Source organism: Jiella marina, assembly GCF_024359545.1.
Classification (GTDB): Bacteria; Pseudomonadota; Alphaproteobacteria; order Rhizobiales; family Rhizobiaceae; genus Jiella.
The window spans coordinates 109,864-126,975 of the sequence record NZ_JAKQZG010000006.1 but is presented as its reverse complement, the minus strand read 5'-3'; the positions used below and the strand labels follow the sequence as shown (position 1 = coordinate 126,975).

Here is a 17,112-nt window from a genome sequence, read left to right as displayed (position 1 = left end):
GGCAATCGTGATCAGGCCACTGCGCCGCGTGAGAGCGGCAGCCGCTGAACCGGCTGGCCGGTCAGGCGTCGCCAGGCATTGGCGACCGCCGGGCCGATCGGCGGCGTGCCCGGTTCGCCTACGCCGGTCGGCGCCTCGCTCGATTCAATGATCGCGACCTCGACCTCCGGCATCTCGTTGATCCGCAGGGACCGGTAGTCGTGGAAGTTCGACTGGACGACGGCGCCGCCGCGGTCGAGATCGACCGAATCGTAGAGGATCGCCCCGAGTCCGTAGCCGATGCCGCCTTCCATCTGCGCCTTGATGATGTTCGGATTCACCGCGACGCCGCAGTCGACCGCACACCAGACCTTGTGCACCTTCGGCATGCCGTCGTCGCCGATCGAGACCTCGGCGATCTCGGCCACATAGGTGTCGAAGCTCTTGTGGACGGCGACGCCGCGCTGACGGCCTTCCGGAACGGGCGACCCCCAATCGGCGATCTCCGCGACCTTCTTCAACACGCCGACATGCCGCGGGCTGCCCTCAAGAAGCGCCAGCCTGCCTTCGACGGGATCCTTGCCGGCCTGTTCCAGCAGACGGTCAAGGAAGGTCTCGACGGCGAAGGCCGTGTGGGTGTGGCCGACCGAGCGCCACCACAGAACCGGCACGCCAATTTTCGGCTGGTGCGAATAGACCCTCAGATTGGGGATCGCATAGGGCATGTCGGACGTGCCTTCGACGCTCGTCTCGTCGAGCTCGTCCTTGTTCATGATCGACTGGCCGACGATCTTGTGGTCCCAGCCGGTGATGTTGCCATCCCCGTCGATCGCGCCCTTGATCGAGTGAACGTAGATCGGGCGGTAGAAGCCGCCGCGAATGTCGTCCTCGCGCGTCCACATATGCTTGACTGGGCGGTTCATGCCCGAGGCTTTGAAGACCGCCGCGGCTTCGCGCATGTAAGGCGAGCCGAACTGCGCGCGCCGGCCGAAGGAGCCACCCGCGAGCTGGGTGTTGACTCGGACCTTCTGGGGATCGACGCCGCAGACATCAGCGATCGCCGCCTTGTCCTGACCCGGGAACTGCGCGCCGTTGTAGCAATCGATCGAGCCGTCCTCGGCCCTGATCAGCACCGCGTCGAGCGGCTCCATCGGGGCATGGGCAAGGAAGGGGAACACGATCTCAGTGTCGAGCGAGGTGATGCCCTCGGACGAGAGCGCGGCCTCGACGTCGCCATTATTGGCCGCTTCCAGGCCGGGATTTGACGTTTCGGCGCGGTAGTCGTCGTAGATTTCCTCGCTGGAACGGGTTTCCGCCTTGGAGAGATCCCATTCGATCTCGAGCGCGGCGCGGCCCTTCAGCGCCGCGAACGTATTCTCGGCATAGACGGCGACACCCTGCGGGATCTGCTGCACGTCGACGACGCCCGGCACCTTGCGGGTTTCGGTATCGTCGAAGCTCTTCACCGTCGCGCCGAAATGATGCGGGTGGGCGACAACGGCGATCAGCATGTCCTCGGCAAGCACATCGAGGGTGAAGACCGCCTTGCCATTGGTCTTTTCCGGCGTGTCGAGCTTGGGCCGGTCCTTGCCGATCAGCACGAAGTCCTTCGGGTCCTTGAGCGGCACGTCAGACGGCGGATCCATCTGGGCGGCCTTTTCGGCAAATTCGCCGAAGCCGGCCTCGTTGCCGGATGCCTCATGGCGGATGCGGCCCTTGGAGACGGTGATCTCCCCTGCTGGCACGCCCCAGGCCTCGGCGGCGGCCGCGACGAGCATCGCCTTGGCGGTCGCGCCTGCCCGGCGCATCTGCTCGTAGGAATTGGCGATCGCGGTGGATCCGCCGGTTCCCTGCAGGCCGAAGGCGAGGTTCGCATAGAGCTCGTCATTGGCCGGCGCGGCTTCGACCCGCATCTGCGACCAGTCTGCGTCGATCTCTTCGGCGACAAGGGTGGTGAGACCCGTATAGGGGCCTTGGCCGAACTCGATGTGCTTGGAGAGCACCGTGACCGTGCCGTCGGGCGAGACTCTAACGAACGCGTTCAGCGGCGAGGCCGGGCCTTCGACATCGGCGGGGTCGCCCTGGATCAGCGCGCTCGCCGCCCGCGACTTGCCGGCCAGCGCGACCCCGATGACGAGGCCGGAGCCCGCGAGAAAGGAGCGGCGGGTGGGACGAATGTTCTGGATACCCATGGGTCAGCCCTCCAGGGTCTTGGCGGCGTCGTGGATCGCCTGGCGAATGCGCTGATAGGTGGCACAGCGGCAGATATTACCGGCCATGGCGTCGTCGATGTCCTGGTCACTCGGCGCCGGGTTCATCTGCAGAAGCGACACGGCCGACATGATCTGCCCGGACTGGCAGTAGCCGCATTGCGGCACGTCGATCGCCGTCCAGGCGGCCTGCACAGCTTCCGCCTCGCGCCCCTCGACCGCCTCGATGGTGGTGACGCTCGATCCTTCGAGCGAGGAGATCGGGGTGATGCAGGAGCGGCGGGTCATGCCGTCGACATGCACGGTGCAGGCGCCGCACTGGGCGATGCCGCAACCATATTTGGTTCCAGTGAGCCGTTCGGCGTCACGGATCACCCACAATAGCGGCGTTTCCGGATCGCCGTCGAAACTCTTCTCTTGCCCGTTCAAGGTGAAGTTGATCACGTTCCGCCTCCTGGTCGGTGACTGACCGATTTCGTGGATTTTTCGATCGCGTCCGCGCGATCATGGCCAGATTGCCGCATGGCCGTACCAGCCCCCGATCAGGAGCTGCAGAATCTTTGTTCCAGTTCTAAACTAGACGGCTAGCCTCTGCGGGCAAGCGGCATCAACTGCCGGGCCGCTCCCAAAGCGGTGAACGGTCCGTGAACCGTCGCAGCCCATCTTTTTTACTGAATGGCAACCGGGCCGCTCGGGCGGTCAGTCTCCGATACCTTCCGACAAATCCGGGCTGCCCGGCGGCCTGTGCCGGGAGGGTGCGGGATTCGGGAACGACAATCGCAGTTCCAAGGCGTCGGCGGTCTGCTCGCGGGTCAGTGTGCCCGAGAGATTCGTCGCCATGGTCGCCAGCATCTGCGAGCCGAAACCGCCGGAAGGTTGGGTTTCCGACGCGCCGTTGCCGCCACCGGCCGGGAGCGGTTCAGGGCCCCTGCGTTCGACCCAGTCGAGGGTCACAACTCCGGCCTCGTCCTGTTCCCAGGTGACGGTGAGGCTGCCGCCTTCGACGCCGAGCGCGCCATATTTCGCCGCGTTCGTCGCGAGTTCGTAGAGTATCAGGCTGAGCGAACCGGCGCGGGTCGGGCCGATGGCGATCTCGGGCCCTTCGACGGTCAAAGTGAGGCCCGGCGATTGCTGGTAGGGTTTCAGGACGCCGCGAACGATCGCCCCGATCGAGGTCTCGGTCAGCGCCTGCGAGTTCGTATGAGCCTGCGCGAGGGCATGGATGCGATCGCAGGCGATCTGCCGCAGTTCCTTCGCCGAATCGGTCTCGCGAGCGGAAATCGTGACCAGAGCGCTCGTCATCGCGAAGAGGTTCTTCACCCGGTGGTCGAGTTCGCGCGCCAGGAGCCTGGATTCTGCATTGGCCTTCTCAAGTTCGCGATTGACGGAGGCCAGTTCCTGCGTGCGCTCCTTCACCCGCTGCTCGAGAACTTCGCTGGCGCCGCGCAATTCGGCCGTCAGCGCTTCGTTGCGGCTGCGATAGCCCCGCAGCCAGTCGGTCGCCCGTCGCACGGCGGTCTTGGTGCGCTCCAGTTCGGCGAATTTCAGCGTCGGGATCGGAATGTCCTCGAACCGACCGGCGGCGATGAGGTCGGCCTGGGCCGCGAGCGCCTTGAATGGCCGCGTGACCGTACGCGCCAGCAGCGCACCGACGAGTGCCGTCAGCACGATCACGGCCAGAGCGACCCAGAGCCCGAGATTGCGGACGCGGCGGATCGGCGCCAGGATCTCTTCTTCGGGCAGATAGGTGACGACCGCCCACGGCGTGCGCGACCCGCGCATTCGCTCGACCGCACCGCGCCAGGATTTCCCGTCGACCGTCACGCGCACCAGCTGCGTCTTTCCCGGCGCGACGTCGGTGATGCTGCCGCCGATCGTATTGATCACCGCGGCGAGGGCCGGGTCGTCGATTTCGTCATATTTTGCAAAGCGCGGATCCGCCACAACCGCGTCCTGCCGCACCACGGGCGTGTCGCGATGGGCGATGATCTGATTGTCCTCGGAAATCACCGCGACCGAGCCGTCCGTGCCGATATCGAGGCGCTGCAGGAAGCTTGAGACGGCGTCGATCTCGATATCGATGCCCACGACGCCGTCGATCTGCTCGTCGTTGCCGGTGACGGGCGAGGCTACGGTAATGCCCGGCTGGCGCGAGGAGAAGAACACGTAAGGCTTCGTCCAGATCACCGACCGGGCGGAGGTGGCTTCCTCATACCAGATCCGGGACCTCGGATCGTACGTGTCGCGCGGATCGAGGCGCCGCTCCCTCACCTGAAAGCGGTGATCGTAATAGACGAGTTCCACGCGGCGATCCGGTTCGGTCCGGATCTTCTTGGCGCGAAAGGAGGCACCCGGGACAGTGTGGTCGCGGCTGACATAAAGGAACGAGCCGTCCGCCGCGCCGTAATAGATGCCGGAGAAATCAGGCTTCGAGCGCAAGGTCTCGTAGAAATAGCGGATCAGCCGATCCGGTTCGCTCGCCGTGACGACGGCGGTTTCGGCCAGTCGCTGCGAGAGAGCCGCCGCGTCGTCGGCCGGGTCGAGAAAGCTCTCGGTAAAGGCGGTGGTGTCGCCGGCGACTTTCTGGGTCAACCGGTCGGCATAAGAGAGAAGCATCTCTTCGGACGTGAAGAAAGTCAGGCCGACGATCGCCAGGATTGCAGCAATCTGCAAGCTCACCAGCATGAGCGGCAAGACGACGCGCAGTGACCGCATTCGAAAAATCACCTCTCCGGTTCCGCTTGCGGAACAGGCCTTCCCTAAGGTCTGCTTAGACAGCTACGGAGGAGGGTTCAACGTCCTTGCACCTCAAAAGCCAAGAAAGTTCATCGAAAATCTCATTTTCGGAGCAAAATTGCTCAGCCCATCAGGTCGCCGCAGGCGCGTCATCCGGTCCTGGTGCCATCGGGCGCGCGTCGGTGGGGAACGAAGCGTGGGACAGCTTCGAGCCAGGGCCCGTGGCTGCGCCCCGTCAGGGGCGAAAGAGACCGCAGCTTTCCAATGGTCAGGCGAGCCGCTTCTGCAGAGCCCGGAACGACAGAACCCCCGGCCACGGCCGAGGGTTCTCGAGTGAATTCGAATGGGCCGCGAACCAGAGGCCGCAGTCGGCGACTTCGTCAGTGCGAGCCGCTCTGATCCTTCACGGCATCCTTGACCTTGCCGTAGTTCTTCTGGGTCTTGCCCTCGGCCTGGTCCACCTTGCCTTCGGCCTGCATGTCGCGGTCGTTGGTGACGTTGCCAGCCGCTTCCTTGACCTTGCCGCCGGCTTCCTTGGCGCCGCCTTTGACTTCGTTCTTGTCGACCATGGTCGTTCCTCCTGATGGGGCGATCGATCCTCGATCGCGTCTAACAGGAGAACGGTCGAAGTTCGTCGCGCGTTCCGTTCTCGAAGACAAAACAAGGCCTTCTTCGAACGGGAAGACGCCAGCGAGCTGATCAACTTGCCGAGAAGCCGCGTCGCCCGAAGCTTTGGCGCGGCAATCCCCGCCCGGTCGAGGATTTCGGTTGGTACGATGACGGAGCAGGGCGAAGCGAGCGTCCGTTTGTCGAAGGAGAACGCTTCGCGGGCCGAGGTACGATTTTCGCGGCGAAACGGTCGTCCTGTCCCACATCGAAGGCGTCAAAGGCCTCGCCCAGACTGCTGGACCGGTCCGAGCCGCCCGGCATGCCGAAGCGGTTCATCCCCATGGTTCCGCTCTTGAATGCGCAGAGGGCGATGAGGACGAAGCCCACGATCGGGACGAACATGAGCAGGGCGAAGAAGCCCGAATGGTCCATGTCGTGCAGACGGGTGACGAGGGTCGCCCAGCCGATCCATATATTCAGGAGAATGAGGACGGTCCCGAATATCGCGACAGGAGCGCTGGCGGCCGTTCCGCCCGCCATGCCAACCATCAAGAAGCCGCAAGAAAGAAGAAGGAAACTGAGCAGGAACGCCAACCACCAGGTCGTACGGCCGATCCGGCCCTTGAAGCTGAAAAAACGGGACACCCACAACACTCCTGTTTACGCAGGGAAAGTTGTAAGCGTCAGTCGTAAGCAAAACTTTGAAACGGGCGTTAAAAGGCGTCTCCTGTCGGGGTGATCGTTTGCGCAGCAAAAAGGGCGGCCCCGAAGGACCGCCCCATAATGCTTGGCTGGAAAGAGCCGGCGGACTTCTTAGAAGTCCATACCGCCCATGCCACCCATACCGCCCATGCCACCGCCGGGCATGCCGCCAGCACCGGCCGACTCCTTCTTCGGAGCCTCGGAGATCATGGCCTCGGTGGTGACCAGGAGACCGGCGACCGAAGCCGCGTCCTGGAGCGCCGAACGCACGACCTTGACCGGATCGACGATGCCCATCTGGATCATGTCGCCATACTCACCGGTCGCGGCATTGTAGCCGTAGGAGAGCGAGTCGTTCTCGAGGATCTTGCCGACGACGATCGAGCCTTCCGCACCGGCGTTCTGCACGATCTGACGGATCGGAGCCTGCAGCGCGCGACGGACGATGGCGATACCGGCGTCCTGATCGGCGTTGTCGCCCTTGAGGTCAACGGCGTTGGAAGCGCGCAGCAGCGCGACGCCACCACCGGCCACGATGCCTTCCTCGACGGCCGCACGGGTCGCGTTGAGGGCGTCGTCGACGCGGTCCTTCTTCTCCTTCACCTCGACCTCGGTCGCACCGCCGACGCGGATGACCGCAACGCCGCCTGCGAGCTTGGCCAGACGCTCCTGGAGCTTCTCACGGTCGTAGTCCGAGGTGGTCTCCTCGATCTGCGCCTTGATCTGACCGACACGGGCCTTGATCTGCTCGGCTTCGCCGGCACCATCGACGATGGTGGTGTTCTCCTTGGTGATGGAGACCTTCTTGGCGCGGCCCAGCATGTCGAGATTGACGTTCTCGAGCTTGATGCCGACGTCCTCGGAGATGACCGTACCGCCGGTGAGGATCGCGATGTCCTCGAGCATGGCCTTGCGGCGGTCACCGAAGCCCGGAGCCTTGACGGCGGCGATCTTCAGGCCACCACGCAGCTTGTTGACGACGAGCGTGGCCAGAGCCTCGCCCTCGACGTCCTCGGCGATAATGAGGAGCGGGCGCGAAGACTGAACGACGGCTTCCAGAACCGGCAGCATGGCCTGCAGGTTGGAAAGCTTCTTCTCGTGCAGGAGGATGTACGGATCCTCGAGCTCGGCGACCATCTTCTCGGCGTTGGTCACGAAGTACGGCGACAGGTAGCCGCGGTCGAACTGCATGCCTTCGACGACTTCGAGCTCGGTCTCGGCGGTCTTGGCTTCCTCGACGGTGATGACACCCTCGTTGCCGACCTTCTGCATGGCGCCGGCGATCATCTCGCCGATTTCCTTCTCGCCGTTTGCAGAGATGGTGCCGACCTGGGCGACTTCGTCGGACGTGTCGATCGAGCGGGCGGCGGTGCCGAGCGCGTCGACGACCTTGGCGACGGCCTTGTCGATGCCGCGCTTGACGTCCATCGGGTTCATGCCGGCGGCAACCGCCTTGGCGCCTTCCTTGACGATCGACTGGGCGAGAACGGTCGCCGTGGTCGTGCCGTCACCGGCCTTGTCGTTGGTCTTCGAGGCCACTTCGCGCACCATCTGGGCGCCCATGTTCTCAAACTTGTCCTCGAGCTCGATCTCTTTCGCGACCGAGACACCGTCCTTGGTGATGCGCGGAGCGCCGAAGGACTTGTCGATGACGACGTTGCGGCCCTTGGGGCCGAGGGTGACCTTCACTGCGTCGGCGAGAATGTCGACACCGCGCAGCATGCGCTCGCGGGCGTCGCGGCCGAACTTGACGTCTTTCGCTGCCATATTCCAACTCTCCTTGGCGCACTCTCAAGGAAGCTGCGCCGTTCGTGTCTGGATGAAAAGATTCGACGGATTGGTCCGAACGGGTTCGCGGCCTTAGGCGACGACGCCCATGATGTCGGACTCCTTCATGATCAGAAGGTCTTCGCCGTTGAGCTTGACCTCGGTGCCGGACCACTTGCCGAACAGCACGCGATCGCCGGCCTTGACGTCCAGCGGGACGACCTTGCCGCTGTCGTCGCGGGCGCCGGAGCCGACCGCGATGATCTCGCCTTCCTGCGGCTTCTCCTTGGCCGTGTCCGGGATGATGATGCCGCCGGCGGTCTTCTCCTCGGATTCCACCCGACGAACCACAACGCGGTCATGCAGGGGACGGAAGTTCACAGCTGCCATGTTCGTATGAACCCTTTGTTGAAGCAAAATGCCGGACCTCGTCGAGCATCCGGCTGAAACAGTGTCTTAGCACTCGCTTGTGGAGAGTGCTAACAGCAGACGAAATAGGGATGAGGTCAGTCGGGTGTCAAGACGACGCACAAGGCCAGGGTTAAAATTTTTTCAGGTCCGGCCGGCGTCTCGGGTGGTCTGAAGCCCATGGGCGCTGCACCGCGGGAGATCCTGAAGAACGGGCGGCATTCCGTTCTGGGCCGCGTCCCGGCTCCCGGGGCATTTGGCTTGACCGCCACGCGACCCATCTCTATCGCGACGAAGCGCAATTCAAGACCTCCCGACGGTTTTCCAGGACGAGACATGCAGGACAACGCCATGCGGCAACCGCGCCGGATCGACCATCTTTCGGATGTCTCAGGGGACTACGACGTCATTTTCTGCGACATCTGGGGCGTGGTGCACAACGGGCTTGCCAAGCACCCCCATGCCGAGGCGGCCCTCACCGCTGCCCGGGCCGGCGGGGCGAGGGTCGTCCTCCTCACCAACGCGCCCCGGCGGTCGCTTGGGATCGTCGCCCAACTCGACCATTTCGGCTTTTCCCGCGATGCCTACGACGCGGTCGTGACCTCGGGCGATGCCACTCGCGCCCTGATCGAAGAGGCCGGCGGACCGGCTTTCCATATCGGGCCGGAGCGCGATTACGATCTCTTCGCCGATCTCGGCGTGGAGCGCGTCGAGGATCCCGATCGCGCGGCGATCGCGGTGGTCACGGGGCTGTACGACGACGAGACCGAGACGCCGGAGGACTATGCCGAACTCCTGAGCCGGTTCCGGGCCACCGGACTGCCGATGATCTGCGCCAATCCGGATATTGTCGTGCATCGCGGCGAGCAGCTCGTCTACTGCGCCGGCGCCATAGCGCAGGAATATGCGAAACTCGGTGGCGAGGTGGCCATGGCGGGCAAGCCGCACGCCGCGATCTACCGCGAGGCGCGCCGTGTCGCCGAAGTGGCCGATGACGCGGCGATCCTGGCGATCGGCGACGGGCTCTTCACCGACATCAAAGGCGCGAACCAGGCCGGAGTCGACGTGCTTCTGATCACGGGCGGCATCCACGGCCAGGATTTCGGCGACGAGCCGGAGAACCCTGCGGCGATCGCGCGGGTGCTGGCCGAGAATGGTCTTGCCGCGGACTATTTCATGGCGGCACTTAGATGACGGCGGAAGCCATCGCGCGTCTTCAGGGGTCGGACCCTCTGCCGCCTGGCCTCTCGGGTGGCGTGGTCGCGATCGGGAATTTCGACGGGGTTCATCGCGGGCATCAGGCGGTTCTGGGCACGGCGGCCGACATAGCCCGGCGGGATGGCCTGCCGCTGATCTGCCTCACCTTCGAGCCGCATCCGCGCACCGTCTTCCGGCCGGACCAGCCGGTGCCGCGGCTGACTCCGGCACCAATGCGCGCGCGGCTTCTCGAAGCGCTCGGCTTCGACGCCGTGGTGGAGCAGGCCTTCGACAAGAGTTTTGCCACGATCGAGCCCGAAGCCTTCGTGAGCGAGATCCTGGTCGATCGGCTCCGGGCGCGGCATGTCGTGGCGGGTTTCGACTTTCACTATGGCCGGCGCCGGGCCGGCACACCCGAGACGCTCTCCGCGGCGGGCGACAAGCATGGGTTCGAAACGACGCTGGTCCCGGCCTTGGGCGGCGAGGATGGCGAGATCGTCTCCTCTTCGCGCATTCGTACCATGCTCGAAGCCGGAGACGTCGCCGCAGCGGCCGAATATCTCGGCTATCGCTGGACGATCGGCGGCAGCGTGCAGGAGGGTCAGAAGCTCGGTCGCACCCTCGGCTATCCGACCGCGAACCTGCTCCTCATGCCGGATACGATCCTGCGCTTCGGCATCTACGCCGTGCGTCTGCGCCGTGGCGACGGCTCGCTTCATGACGGCGTGGCGAGCTTCGGCCGCCGGCCCACCTTCGACAATGGCGCGGCCCTGTTCGAGACGTTCCTGTTCGACTTTTCAGAGGGGCTCTACGGCGAGCCGGTGACCGTGTCGCTGTTCGGCTTCCTGCGCGGTGAAGAAAAATTCGACAGCGCAGAAGCGCTGATTGCACAGATGGACCGCGACTCGGCGGAAACCCGAGACATTCTAGCCGGCGTGTCTCCGATCAGCGCGCTCGACCGCCGGGTCGCTTTTTGAGCGCTTTGACCCGCGCCATTTCGTCCGGGTTGGTCTGGCCGGTCATGATCGCAAAACCGATCTGGACGCTCGAAAAGGTCAGGCCGAGAAAATAGACGACCAGGGCGCAGGCCACGAGACCCATGTCGGATTGGCGCACCACCGTGCCGAAGCCGGCGAGATCGCCATAGACGAAGATTGCAGTCAGGGCCGCGGCGGCGGAAAAGCCGATGGCGGCGTGGCGCAGGAGGAAGCGAAAGAGCTCGAGCATGGCAACAGCCCTCCACGGATGGGGCCGCGAACGAGCGGGCGCAGGGCGGCCTTTTCATCGTCGGAAGTTAGACCTCCGATTCGCGCGCGGCAATGTGGCGAATTGGTAGACCGCCACTCTTGTCGGCGGCCAGCGTCCGCCGATGCTTTTCATCGCCGCCCGGAGTTGCTAAAGCGACCCACCATGTTGGACAGGCGCGCCCATTTTTTCGGCATACGAATTAGCCGCCCGGCCTTCTGACGGCTCGCGCACGAGCCGGGGAGGGACCGGGCCGTTGCAAAACCGCGCTTGAACGAATTTCCCGCCGCCCGCGACGCGGTGGACGAGTTGGCTGACTGCATCATGAGCGAGAAGACCTCAACGACGGACACCGCCCCAACGGGCGAGACCGTCGACTATTCCAAGACCTTGTTCCTGCCGCAGACGGAGTTTCCGATGCGCGCGGGCCTGCCCAAGGCCGAGCCCGAATGGATCGCCAAATGGGACGGGATGGGCCTCTACGAGAAGCTCCGCGAGACCTCGAAGGACCGGCCGAAATACGTCCTTCACGATGGCCCGCCCTATGCCAACGGCCATCTCCATATCGGCCACGCGCTGAACAAGATCCTGAAGGACGTGATCAACCGCTCCTTCCAGATGCGCGGCTATGACGCGAACTATGTGCCCGGCTGGGACTGCCACGGCCTGCCGATCGAATGGAAGATCGAGGAGGAGTACCGAGCAAAGGGCAAGAACAAGGACGAGATCCCGGTCAACGAGTTCCGCAAGGAATGCAGGGACTTCGCGACCCATTGGGTCGGCGTCCAGACCGAAGAGTTCCGGCGCCTTGGCGTCGAAGGCGATTTCAAGACGCCTTATCTCACCATGGCCTATGACGCCGAAGCCGTCATCGCCGGCGAATTGTTGAAATTCGCCATGTCCGGCCAGCTCTATCGAGGGTCCAAGCCGGTGATGTGGTCGGTGGTGGAGCGCACGGCGCTCGCCGAGGCCGAGGTCGAGTATCACGACCATGAATCGGATACGATCTGGGCGGCGTTTCCGGTCGTGGATGGCGGAGCCGTGCCGCTGGTCACAGCGGCTACCCCCTCGATGCAGGTGCCGGAGCCTGTGAATCTTAAGAACGCCTCCATCGTCATCTGGACGACGACCCCCTGGACGATCCCGGGCAACCGGGCGATCGCTTTCTCGCCGCGCATCGCCTATGGCCTCTATGAGGTTACGGCGCCTGAAGACACGGACAATCCGCGTTGGGCGAAGCAGGGCAGTCGCTACGTACTGGCCGATGCGCTGGCGGCGGACGTGTTTGCAAAGGCCAGGGTGCCCGAGGGCGGCGTGATCCGGGTGGCCGACGTTTCCGCTTCGGACCTCAAGGACCTCGTCTGCTCACATCCCCTCAAAGGCCTCGGCGGCGGCTACGAATTCGCCGTCCCGCTCCTCGCCGGCGATCACGTCACCGACGATGCCGGTACCGGCTTCGTCCACACCGCGCCCGGCCACGGCCGGGAGGACTTTGACGCCTGGATGGACGCCAGGCGCGATCTGGAAGACCGCTTCATCGACACGACGATCCCCTTCACCGTCGACGATGCCGGCTTCTACACCAAGGATGCGCCGGGCTTCGGGCCGGACGCTGAAGGTGGGGCGGCCCGCGTCATCGACGACAAGGGCAAGAAGGGCGATGCCAACAAGCGCGTCATCGACGCGCTGATCGCCGCCGGAAATCTTTTGGCGCGCGGGCGGCTGAAACATTCCTATCCGCATTCCTGGCGTTCCAAGAAGCCGGTCATCTTCCGCAACACGCCGCAATGGTTCGTCCATATGGACCGCGAGCTGGACGGTTACGGGATGTCTTCGGGCGAGGGAGGCGGCTCGCACAGCAACTCCGATACGCTCCGCTCCCGTGCGCTCCACGCCATCGACCAGACGCATTTCGTGCCGGCCTCCGGGCAGAACCGGCTGCGCGGCATGATCGCCGACCGACCGGACTGGGTCTTGTCGCGCCAGCGCGCCTGGGGTGTCCCGATCTGCGTCTTCATCGACGAGGACGGCAAGGTCCTGAAGGACGACGTCGTCAACGCCCGCATTCTCGACGCCTTCATGGCGGAAGGCGCCGATGCCTGGTTCGCGGACGGCGCGCGCGAGCGCTTCCTCGGCGATCGGGCCGGCGAACCCTGGACCATGGTCCGCGACATCCTCGATGTCTGGTTTGATTCCGGCTCGACCCATGCCTTCTGCCTCAAGACCCGGCCCGATCTCAAATGGCCGGCCGATCTCTATCTCGAAGGCTCCGACCAGCATCGCGGCTGGTTCCATTCCTCGCTGCTGGAGTCCTGCGGCACACGCGGCCGCGCGCCCTACGAGACGGTCCTTACCCATGGCTTCGTCATGGACGAGGAGGGGCGCAAGATGTCGAAGTCGCTCGGCAACGTCGTCACGCCCCAGGACGTCATCAAGCAGTCGGGTGCGGACATCCTCCGGCTCTGGGTGGTGTCTTCGGACTATTCGGAGGATCTCAGACTCGGCAAGACGATCCTGCAAACCAATGTCGACAGCTACCGCAAACTCCGGAACACGGTGCGCTGGATGCTCGGCACGCTCGCTCACGACAAGGGCGAGACGGTTCCTTACGCCGAGATGCCAGAGCTCGAACGGCTGATGCTCCATCGGATCGCCGAACTCGACGATCAGGTGCGCAAGGGCTACGATTCCTTCGACTTCAAGCGCATCTCCCGCGCGCTTCTCGACTTCGTCGTGGTCGAACTCTCGGCCTTCTATTTCGACATCCGCAAGGACGCGCTCTATTGCGAGCCGATCTCCTCGGTGAAGCGCAAGGCGGCGCTGCAGGTGGTTCGCACCCTCTTCGACCATCTGGTGACCTGGCTCGCGCCGATGCTGCCCTTCACCATGGAAGAGGCGTGGCTGTCGCGTTATCCGGAAGCGGAATCGGTGCATCTCGAACAGTTCCGCGGCGTCGAACCGGCCTGGCGCGATCCCGCTCTCGCCGATCGCTGGCAGAAGATCCGCAAGGCGCGCCGCGTGGTCATGGGCGCGCTTGAGGAAAAGCGTCGCGAGAAGGTGATCGGGTCTTCGCTCGAAGCCTGGCCGACGGTCTACATCGCCGACGAGGAGACCTGGGCGCTGGTCAACGACTCGCACTTCGCCGAGATCTGCATCACCTCCGGCGTCGAAATCTCCGCCGAGCCTGCGCCTGAAGGTGCCTTCACGCTGGCCGACACGCCCGATGTGGCTGTGGTCTTCCGCAAGGCCGAGGGCAGGAAATGCGCCCGGTCCTGGCGCATCACCGACGATGTCGGCTTGGATTCCGAGTATCCGGACGTCTCCGCCCGCGATGCCAAGGCGCTCCGCGAATTGAAGGCGGCTGGCGAGGGCGTCGCCGCCTGACCCACCGCCAGGTAAGGGCGTCGCGCCATGTATGGTGCGGCGCAGCTTCCCATAGGGCGGTTTTTTGGGGAAATCTGTTAGCGCTCGCTGATTATGCCCGGAATTCGCCGGATTCGGCTGCCAAGGGACGACTTGTTGCAGAAATGGGCTTGGCCTTTGCCGAGCTTCTGCATAAGCCGGTCTCGACACGCTTCGTTCGAAGGGGGAAGGAAGCGTTCGGCGGACCGGCGCGAGCGAAATGTTGGGTTTCGTCGCTCGTCATCCGACCGGTGGAGCGAAATGAGTTCGCGACATCGGACACTGCTTCGGGGTCTGTTTGATCCGCTATGGCCATGACGGGCCACGGCGAAAAGGGAATTGAGGGGGACGTATCGCCATGATGCCGAACACCATGCGCAAGGTGGTCGCTGCTGCGGCGCTTACGGCAGGATGTCTGACGCTTGCCGGCTGTCTCGGCCCGACCTACGGGACGGGCAAGACGCAGGGTGAAACGCTGTTCGACGACCTCAACAACATGGTCGCGCTCGGCGGCGAGAACAAGACGGCAACTATCGCCTACACGCCGCGCCCCGACCTGGTGAAGCCCGAGGACACTTCTGTCTTGCCGGCGCCTCAGCCCGTGCGCAACACGACGGGCGATCCCAATTGGCCGGAAAGCCCCGAGGAGCGATCCGCCCGTATTCGCGCCGCCGCTTACCAGGGCGAGGGACCTCTGCCTGCGGATTTCGCCAACAGCCAAAAGGAAGGCGTGACCCAGGGCTATCTCGACCGCACGACCCGCAGCCGCGGCAACAGGCTCGGCGCTCCAGATTCCGCGACCCCGCTCAATCCGCAGGAACTCGAAGGCCGGGCCGCGCTCATGCGCGAGCGGCTGAAGGAGCGTCAGCAGGGCAGCCCCGAGCGGCGCAAATATCTGAGCGAGCCGCCGATCGACTACCGCAAGCCGGCCGCATCGGCGCCCGTCGGCGATCCGGGCGAGGACGAAGACGTGAAGGCGCGGCGCCTGCGCGGCAATGGCGGCGGTTTCCTCGACAAGGTCGGCGAGCTTCTGCCGTTCTGATCTTTTCCCGGTAAGACCGGCCCGCCCCTCAGTCGTTGTGGTGCGGGATCTTCAGGATATGGCCGCAGGCCTTGCAGTGGACGGCGTCCGGGTCGTGCCGCTGCAATCCGCATTGCGGGCAGGGAAAGTCCACCTTGCGGGGGCGGAAGACCGCCTGGGCCAGTTGCACGAACAGCGTGATCCCGATGATCATGATCAGGATCGAGGTCGCCTTGCCCCAGGATCCCTGGAGTGTGATGTCGCCGTAGCCCGTCGTGGTCACCGAGGCGACGGTGAAGTACAGCGCGTCCAGATAGCCTTCGAGACCGGTATCGCTGCGGAAGAAGGTGGTGTAGACGAATCCGGTCGAGAGAAACAGGAACGTCACGAGATTGAGGACGGCCCGCAGGGTCGGTTCCCAGTCGCCCTTGCCCCAGCGGCGCAAGGGGCGCCAGAGCGCTCCGCTTCGTGACAGCGACCAGAGCCGGACGATGCGCAGAAAGCCGAAATTGGCAAGGGTGTAAGGCATCAAGAGCGTGGCCAGGATGACGAGATCCAGAAGGACCACCGGACGCTTGAGCCTCTCGAGCGGTCGCCGCGAGGCCAGGAACCGCGCGCCGATGTCGAGGGACAAAATTCCTGCAACCATGTAGTCGATGGTGAGGTAGGCCGACATGTCCTTCAGGACGGGCTGGGCAATGAAGAGCGCGATGATCGCCAGATCGACGATCAGGACGCCCATCTGAAAGCGCAGCGCCCTGCGCGAATGGCCGTGATAGAGTCTGCGGAGTTTGAGGCGCAGGCGTGCCAGGGGCCTGTAACGACGGGGAACGGAGCGGGCTGAGGTGGTCGACATGCAATCCTTGGCGTCTGGCGGCAGTGCTCGCATATAGGGAGGATCGCCTCGCAGAAAGCCGCGATCACTTCAAAGCCTCTCGACCACGCGGATGGAAAACATGACGCGCCCGCGAATCTCGATCACCTATTGCACGCAATGCCAATGGCTGCTCAGGGCCGCCTGGATGGCGCAGGAGCTTCTTTCGACCTTCCGGGACGATCTCGGCGAAGTCGCGCTGATTCCCGGCACCGGCGGAATTTTCGAGATCCGTTATCAGGACGAACTGATCTGGGAGCGCAAACGCGACGGCGGCTTTCCCGAGGCGAAAGTGCTGAAGCAGCGGGTGCGCGACCTGCTCGATCCTGAACGCGACCTCGGACACAGCGACCGCAAGGCCTAGGACGCGCCGATCAGGACCTCGGCATCGCGCGGGGCTCGGAGTGCGATCGAAAAGACTTTCGCTTCGCCATCAAGGCTTGCTGGGCGGCGGAGAGGCTGCCTGACGTGGACCGGAGGGCCACTTCTGCCGAGAGTTGCCCATGAAAAAGCCCCGCCGATCCGTGCGGACCGGCGGGGCTCAAATGCGTCGATTCGCCTTACCAGCTTTGCTCGGTCGGAGGCGCATCCACCTCGACGCGCACCGCATCCTTGGCAAAGGCGATGTAGCCGGCAATGTCCTTCACCCCTTCATGGGGGTTCTCGTAGGACCACGCCCCGTTCTGGGCGGCGCGCCCCATGGCCGAGATCGTCCAGTAGCGCGCCTCGCCCTTGTAGGGGCATGTCGTCCGCTTGTCGGTCTCGATGAGATAGGCCATCTCGATCCGGTCGCGCGGGATGTAATAGACCGGGTCGTAGCCTTCTTCGTCCAGCCGCAGGGCTTCGTTCGTCGATGCAAAGACCACGTCGTTGAAATAGACCGTCACGGGCTGCGTCTCCCGCTCGATCTTGATGTGGTCGCGGGTTTCCTCGAGGCTCTTCATCTCTGCCTCCTTGCTGTT

General features: G+C 64.3%; 15 protein-coding genes. 5 read left to right on the top strand and 10 right to left on the bottom strand.

Annotation, left to right across the window (positions count from 1 at the left end; all coding sequences use genetic code 11):
- Positions 1 to 11: 11 nt before the first annotated feature.
- The 7 genes from MF134_RS12460 to groES all read right to left on the bottom strand — a co-directional run bounded on the left by MF134_RS12460 (position 12) and on the right by groES (position 8,393).
- Positions 12 to 2,171: a xanthine dehydrogenase family protein molybdopterin-binding subunit gene (locus tag MF134_RS12460; protein ID WP_255339790.1), complete on the bottom strand. Its 2,160-nt coding sequence runs from the start codon at positions 2,169 to 2,171 to the stop codon at positions 12 to 14.
- A gap of 3 nt (positions 2,172 to 2,174) precedes the next feature.
- Entirely contained in the window at positions 2,175 to 2,633 is a 459-nt protein-coding gene (locus MF134_RS12455) for a (2Fe-2S)-binding protein (RefSeq protein ID WP_255339789.1), read from the bottom strand.
- Between the two features lie 255 nt (positions 2,634 to 2,888).
- Positions 2,889 to 4,904, bottom strand: coding sequence for a sensor histidine kinase (locus tag MF134_RS12450; RefSeq protein WP_255339788.1), 2,016 nt, complete (start codon positions 4,902 to 4,904; stop codon positions 2,889 to 2,891).
- Between the two features lie 401 nt (positions 4,905 to 5,305).
- The gene (locus tag MF134_RS12445; protein ID WP_255339787.1) at positions 5,306 to 5,494 is read right to left on the bottom strand and encodes a CsbD family protein; all 189 of its coding nucleotides are present in this window, start codon (positions 5,492 to 5,494) and stop codon (positions 5,306 to 5,308) included.
- A gap of 130 nt (positions 5,495 to 5,624) precedes the next feature.
- Entirely contained in the window at positions 5,625 to 6,179 is a 555-nt protein-coding gene (locus MF134_RS12440) for a DUF805 domain-containing protein (RefSeq protein ID WP_255339786.1), read from the bottom strand.
- A gap of 168 nt (positions 6,180 to 6,347) precedes the next feature.
- Entirely contained in the window at positions 6,348 to 8,003 is a 1,656-nt protein-coding gene (gene groL / locus MF134_RS12435; RefSeq protein ID WP_255339785.1) for a chaperonin GroEL, read from the bottom strand.
- Between the two features lie 93 nt (positions 8,004 to 8,096).
- Entirely contained in the window at positions 8,097 to 8,393 is a 297-nt protein-coding gene (gene groES, locus MF134_RS12430) for a co-chaperone GroES (RefSeq protein WP_255339784.1), read from the bottom strand.
- Between the two features lie 354 nt (positions 8,394 to 8,747).
- On the opposite strand from groES, the gene MF134_RS12425 reads away from it, so the two are divergent.
- Both MF134_RS12425 and MF134_RS12420 read left to right on the top strand, forming a co-directional pair.
- A complete protein-coding gene (locus tag MF134_RS12425) occupies positions 8,748 to 9,605 on the top strand; it encodes a TIGR01459 family HAD-type hydrolase (protein ID WP_255339783.1) in 858 nt (285 codons plus the stop codon).
- Entirely contained in the window at positions 9,602 to 10,585 is a 984-nt protein-coding gene (locus MF134_RS12420) for a bifunctional riboflavin kinase/FAD synthetase (RefSeq protein ID WP_255339782.1), read from the top strand. Before MF134_RS12425 ends, MF134_RS12420 begins: the two co-directional genes overlap by 4 nt.
- Here MF134_RS12420 and MF134_RS12415 read toward each other — a convergent pair.
- Positions 10,554 to 10,835, bottom strand: coding sequence for a hypothetical protein (locus MF134_RS12415; protein WP_255339781.1), 282 nt, complete (start codon positions 10,833 to 10,835; stop codon positions 10,554 to 10,556). The two genes, MF134_RS12420 and MF134_RS12415, sit on opposite strands and share 32 nt — an antisense overlap.
- 342 nt (positions 10,836 to 11,177) lie before the next feature.
- On the opposite strand from MF134_RS12415, the gene ileS reads away from it, so the two are divergent.
- Together ileS and MF134_RS12405 are read left to right on the top strand one after the other, a co-directional pair.
- On the top strand, positions 11,178 to 14,237 hold the full coding sequence (gene ileS / locus MF134_RS12410; protein ID WP_255339938.1) for an isoleucine--tRNA ligase: 3,060 nt from the start codon (positions 11,178 to 11,180) through the stop codon (positions 14,235 to 14,237).
- Between the two features lie 376 nt (positions 14,238 to 14,613).
- Positions 14,614 to 15,297, top strand: a complete 684-nt coding sequence (locus MF134_RS12405) for a hypothetical protein (protein ID WP_255339780.1) — start codon at positions 14,614 to 14,616, stop codon at positions 15,295 to 15,297.
- A 28-nt stretch (positions 15,298 to 15,325) separates the two neighbouring features.
- Here the strand turns inward: MF134_RS12405 and MF134_RS12400 are convergent, their stop codons facing one another.
- Positions 15,326 to 16,132: a potassium channel family protein gene (locus tag MF134_RS12400; RefSeq protein ID WP_255339779.1), complete on the bottom strand. Its 807-nt coding sequence runs from the start codon at positions 16,130 to 16,132 to the stop codon at positions 15,326 to 15,328.
- A gap of 100 nt (positions 16,133 to 16,232) precedes the next feature.
- Between MF134_RS12400 and MF134_RS12395 the strand changes: the two genes are divergently transcribed.
- Positions 16,233 to 16,514 (top strand): SelT/SelW/SelH family protein, encoded by a 282-nt coding sequence (locus MF134_RS12395; RefSeq protein ID WP_255339778.1) that lies wholly within the window; start codon positions 16,233 to 16,235, stop codon positions 16,512 to 16,514.
- A gap of 196 nt (positions 16,515 to 16,710) precedes the next feature.
- On the opposite strand, the gene MF134_RS12390 is transcribed toward MF134_RS12395, so the two are convergent.
- Positions 16,711 to 17,094 (bottom strand): DUF427 domain-containing protein, encoded by a 384-nt coding sequence (locus tag MF134_RS12390; RefSeq protein ID WP_255339777.1) that lies wholly within the window; start codon positions 17,092 to 17,094, stop codon positions 16,711 to 16,713.
- Between the last annotated feature and the right edge of the window lie 18 nt (positions 17,095 to 17,112).

Bases quoted from the DNA above. Each gene is read 5' to 3' on its own strand.
- MF134_RS12460 (WP_255339790.1), bottom strand. From the start codon at position 2,171: ATGGGTATCCAGAACATTCGTCCCACCCGCCGCTCCTTTCTCGCGGGC.
- MF134_RS12450 (WP_255339788.1), bottom strand. From the start codon at position 4,904: ATGCGGTCACTGCGCGTCGTCTTGCCGCTCATGCTGGTGAGCTTGCAG.
- MF134_RS12445 (WP_255339787.1), bottom strand. From the start codon at position 5,494: ATGGTCGACAAGAACGAAGTCAAAGGCGGCGCCAAGGAAGCCGGCGGC.
- groL (WP_255339785.1), bottom strand. From the start codon at position 8,003: ATGGCAGCGAAAGACGTCAAGTTCGGCCGCGACGCCCGCGAGCGCATG.
- groES (WP_255339784.1), bottom strand. From the start codon at position 8,393: ATGGCAGCTGTGAACTTCCGTCCCCTGCATGACCGCGTTGTGGTTCGT.
- MF134_RS12425 (WP_255339783.1), top strand. From the start codon at position 8,748: ATGCAGGACAACGCCATGCGGCAACCGCGCCGGATCGACCATCTTTCG.
- MF134_RS12420 (WP_255339782.1), top strand. From the start codon at position 9,602: ATGACGGCGGAAGCCATCGCGCGTCTTCAGGGGTCGGACCCTCTGCCG.
- MF134_RS12415 (WP_255339781.1), bottom strand. From the start codon at position 10,835: ATGCTCGAGCTCTTTCGCTTCCTCCTGCGCCACGCCGCCATCGGCTTT.
- ileS (WP_255339938.1), top strand. From the start codon at position 11,178: ATGAGCGAGAAGACCTCAACGACGGACACCGCCCCAACGGGCGAGACC.
- MF134_RS12405 (WP_255339780.1), top strand. From the start codon at position 14,614: ATGATGCCGAACACCATGCGCAAGGTGGTCGCTGCTGCGGCGCTTACG.
- MF134_RS12400 (WP_255339779.1), bottom strand. From the start codon at position 16,132: ATGTCGACCACCTCAGCCCGCTCCGTTCCCCGTCGTTACAGGCCCCTG.
- MF134_RS12395 (WP_255339778.1), top strand. From the start codon at position 16,233: ATGACGCGCCCGCGAATCTCGATCACCTATTGCACGCAATGCCAATGG.
- MF134_RS12390 (WP_255339777.1), bottom strand. From the start codon at position 17,094: ATGAAGAGCCTCGAGGAAACCCGCGACCACATCAAGATCGAGCGGGAG.